This window comes from Streptomyces sp. 13-12-16 (genome assembly GCF_002114215.1).
GTDB lineage: Bacteria > Actinomycetota > Actinomycetes > Streptomycetales > Streptomycetaceae > Streptomyces.
This window is the reverse complement of record NZ_NCTE01000951.1, coordinates 1-3,805: the sequence shown is the minus strand read 5'-3', so window position 1 is coordinate 3,805 and position 3,805 is coordinate 1. Positions and strand designations below refer to the sequence as shown.

At 72.0% G+C, this 3,805-nt stretch carries 4 protein-coding genes; 1 reads left to right on the top strand and 3 read right to left on the bottom strand.

The window, feature by feature from the left end:
* Nucleotides 1–47 precede the first annotated feature (47 nt).
* The 3 genes from B7767_RS32835 to B7767_RS32825 all read right to left on the bottom strand — a co-directional run bounded on the left by B7767_RS32835 (nt 48) and on the right by B7767_RS32825 (nt 3,377).
* Entirely contained in the window at nt 48–647 is a 600-nt protein-coding gene (locus tag B7767_RS32835; RefSeq protein WP_085575308.1) for a YceI family protein, read from the bottom strand.
* Nucleotides 648–785: 138 nt separating this feature from the next.
* Nucleotides 786–1,535 carry an SDR family oxidoreductase gene (locus B7767_RS32830; protein WP_085575307.1) on the bottom strand — a complete coding sequence of 250 codons (750 nt, stop codon included), beginning with the start codon at nt 1,533–1,535 and terminating at the stop codon, nt 786–788.
* A 111-nt stretch (nt 1,536–1,646) separates the two neighbouring features.
* On the bottom strand, nt 1,647–3,377 hold the full coding sequence (locus tag B7767_RS32825; RefSeq protein ID WP_085575306.1) for an L-aspartate oxidase: 1,731 nt from the start codon (nt 3,375–3,377) through the stop codon (nt 1,647–1,649).
* 127 nt (nt 3,378–3,504) lie between these two features.
* Between B7767_RS32825 and B7767_RS32820 the strand changes: the two genes are divergently transcribed.
* The coding region (locus tag B7767_RS32820; protein ID WP_256923648.1) for a DUF5134 domain-containing protein at nt 3,505–3,805 on the top strand (301 nt) is incomplete at its 3' end.

Sequence of the window (3,805 nt, the reverse complement as noted above, 5' to 3'; positions counted from 1 at the left end):
CGGGGCGGAACCGATACCGGTTCCGCCCCGCCCGCCCCGCCGTGTGATCAGGCCGCCGGTGCGAGGTCGGCCCGCACCGCCGAGATGTCCAGGGCCAGCGTCACCTTGTCGCCGATCAGGACACCTCCCGCCCCCAGCGGCGTGTTCCAGGCCAGCCCCCAGTCCGAACGCCGCAGGGTGGCCGTGCCCTCGAAGCCGGCCCGGTACCGTCCGTGGGCGTCCTCGCCGGCTCCGCCGAAGACCGTCCGGAGGTCCAGGGGCAGCTCGACGTCCTTGATGCGCAGCGCGCCCATGACCCGGAACCCGTCGTCGCCGAGCGGGACGACGCGCGTGGAGCGGAAGCTCATCAGGGGAAACGTCGCGGCGTCGAAGAAGTCGGGGCCCCGCAGGTGGGCGTCACGCTCCTCGGCCCCCGTGTCCATGCTGTCGGTCTGGACACTCACGTACGCCTCCGAACGGGACGGGTCGGAGCCGTCGAGCAGCAGCAGGCCCTCGAAACGGCCGAACCTCCCGTGCACGCGGGAGACCATGGCGTGCCGGACGGAGAAGCCGATGGTGCTGTGGACCGGGTCGACGGTGTAGGCGCCGGTCACTCCCGCGTAGGACGCGGAGCGGGCGGGAACGGCCTGGTCGTGCCGGGTGGACATGGTGGGTGACTCCTTCTGCGATCGCTGTCTGCCCGGAGAGGGGCCTGAAAAAAGGGGCCCGTCGTGCCGCGGTGCGGACGACGGGCCCCACGCGCGGGGGCGGACCCTCCTTCCGGAGCCCGCCCCCCCCGGGGTGGCTCAGTGCTGCTGCTGCGCGAGCCAGTCGCCGAACCGGGTCTCCGCGATGTGCGCGTCCGCACCGGGCAGCAGCGTGTCCTCCCGCAGCTCCGCACCGAAGTACGGGGCGTGCGCGTCGGTCACGACCGTGCGCGGGTCGTTCTTGGCGGCCAGGCCCTTGCGGATCAGCTCGTCGAGCTGGAACACGTCGGGACCGGCGACCTCCACCACCCCGTTGACGGGCGTGCCCACGGCGGTGCGGCCGACGGCGGCGGCCACGTCGTCGGAGTGGATGGGCCGGATCTTCACCGGGGCCAGGCGGACGGTGTCACCGTCGGTCGCCGACTCGGCGATGCCCTTCATGAACTCGAAGAACTGCGTGGCGTGGACGATGGAGTAGGGAATGCCCGAATCCTTGATCAGGCCCTCCTGCGCCTGCTTGGCGCGGAAGTAGCCGCTCTCCTGGAGCCGCTCCGTGCCGACCACGGAGAGGGCCACGTGGTGGGTGACACCGGCGTCGGCCTCCGCCTTGAGGAGGTTGGTGGTCGAGGTGCGGAAGAACTCCATGACGGCGTCGTCCGCGAAGGAGGGCGAGTTGGAGACGTCGACCACGACCGAGGCGCCGGTCAGCACCTCGGCCAGGCCCTCGCCCGTGAGCGTGTTGACGCCGGTGTTGGGGGCGGCCGGCACCGCCTCGTGACCATGCTCGTTGAGCTTGGCGACCAGCTTCGAGCCGATGAGTCCGGTGCCGCCGATCACTACGACCTTCATGGTGGGAACCTTTCGTATATGCGCTGATGTCGTGATGTTGTCCGCATGAGGAGAGACCGGGTGGGCGCGTCTTCTGTGACACGGCCACCGCGTGCCTTCGGGAACCGCCGGCTATTCGACGAGCTTTCCCTCGGTGGAGACCTCGGCCATGAGGGACGCGATCTCCTCCGGGACGGGGGGAATCTCCTCGTGGGTGATGCCGGTGGCCGGGGACCAGACGAGGTTGACGCGGAAGGCGGGGTCCATGTCGGGGAAGTCGCTGCGGTTGTGACAGCCGCGGGTCTCCCGGCGTTCCAGGGCCGCTTCCAGGGTGGCGCGGGCCGCCAGGGCGGCCGACTTGAGGTCGAAGGCGTGGGCGAGGTCCTGGAACCCCGCGATGTCGGGGTGGACGCCGATGTTCTCCATGCGCTTCTCGATGACGTCGAGCTCCGCCAGACCGGTGCGCAGGCCCTGTTCGTCACGGACGACGCCGGCGTGTTCGGTCATGGTGTCGCGGATGGCGCGCTGCAGGGCCCGGACGTTCTCGGGCCCGTCGGCGGCGAGCAGTTCGTCGACCTCCGCGCGGGCCGCCGCCACGGCGGACGCGCTGCGGGGCTGCGCGGTGAGCCCGTCCGAGTAGGCGGCGGCGGCCCGCCCGGTGATACGGCCGTAGACGAGGAGTTCGATGAGACTGTTGCCGCCGAGCCGGTTGGCGCCGTGCAGCCCGCTCGACGCCTCACCGATCGCGTACAGGCCGCGGACGTCGGTGCTGTGGTCCTCGGGGCGCACCCAGACGCCGCCCATCGAGTAGTGCGCCGTGGGGGCGACCTCGATGGGGTCGCGGGTGATGTCCAGCATCTGCAGCTCGAGGAGCGTCTGGTAGACCCGGGGGAGCCGCTCCATGATCGTCCGGCGGGGGAGGTGGGAGACGTCGAGCCAGACGCCGCCGTCGGGCGTGCCGCGGCCCTCCTTGATCTCGGTGTAGGAGGCGAGCGCCACGCGGTCGCGCGTGGACAGTTCCATGCGCTCGGGGTCGTAGCGGTTCATGTACCGCTCGCCGAGCGCGTTGCGCAGGATGCCGCCCTCCCCGCGTGCGGCTTCGCTGACCAGGGTGCCGGCCGCGTTCTCCGGCTCGATGATGCCGGAGGGGTGGAACTGGACCAGCTCCGGGTCGCGCAGCCGGGCCCCGGCCTCCACGGCGAGCCGGAACGAGTCGCCGGTGTTCTCGTCGCGCCGCGACGACGTGCGCCGCCAGATGCGGGTGTGCCCGCCCGCCGCGAGGATCACGGCGTCGGCGTGGACGAGGTAGCGGGTGCCGTCGCCCGGGTCGAAGCCGTAGGCGCCGAAGACGGCACCGTCGTGGACCAGGAGACGGGTGATGTAGACGCTGTCGAGCACCGGGATGTTCAGCCGGCCCGCCCGCCGGATGAGGGTGCGCTGGATCTCCAGCCCGGTGTAGTCACCGGCGAAGGCGGTGCGCCGGAACGTGTGCGCGCCGAAGAAACGCTGGGAGATCCGGCCGTCCTCCTCACGCGCGAAGGCCATGCCGTAGCGCTCCAGGTCGTCGATGCCCAGGGCGGCGCCCCGGGTGACGATCTCGGCGGTGCGGGGGTCGCCGAGCAGGTAGCTCTCCTTGAGCGTGTCCGCCGCGTGCTGCTGCCAGCTGTCCTCGGGGTCCATGGTGGCCAGGGCCGCGTTGATCCCGCCGGCCGCCAGGGAGGTGTGGGTGTCCTCCTTGGGGCGCTTGCCGACGGCGAGGACGTCGATGCCGGCCTCGGCCAGCTCGATGGACGCGCGCAGACCGGCCCCACCGGTGCCGATCACCAGCACGGTGGTGGCGAGTCGCTGTTCGGTCATGGCCATGATTGCTCCCGTCGCTCTGGGTGGGTCACTGACCAGTGACCGGGGCGAGCGGGGGTTTGTGACACCGTGGCACCCGCTCCGGGCCGTGCGGTGTCACGGATCGTCAGCGGGCCCGGTCAGGTCTGCCGTGAGTACTCCCGTGGACCTCGTGCATCTCCTGCTGACCGTGCTCTTCGCCGTCGTGGCGGCGCACGCGCTGTGGCGGAGCCTCCGGTCACCGGGGGCGGGGTGCCGTGACCGGGTGGACCACCTCCTGCACTGCGCCATGGCCCTGGCCATGGCGGCGATGCCGTGGAGCCCCGGCCACGCGCTGTCCGGCGGGACCGCGACGGCCCTCTGCGCGGCCGCCGCCCTGTGGTTCCCGCTGACCGCCCTCCACCGCCGTACGCCGGGCACCGTGGCGGCCGTCGCCGCCCGGCTGCCGGCCG

Excerpts from the sequence above, each read along its gene's own strand:
- B7767_RS32830 (WP_085575307.1), bottom strand. The coding sequence starts at position 1,535 with ATGAAGGTCGTAGTGATCGGCGGCACCGGACTCATCGGCTCGAAGCTG.
- B7767_RS32825 (WP_085575306.1), bottom strand. The coding sequence starts at position 3,377 with ATGGCCATGACCGAACAGCGACTCGCCACCACCGTGCTGGTGATCGGC.
- B7767_RS32835 (WP_085575308.1), bottom strand. The coding sequence starts at position 647 with ATGTCCACCCGGCACGACCAGGCCGTTCCCGCCCGCTCCGCGTCCTAC.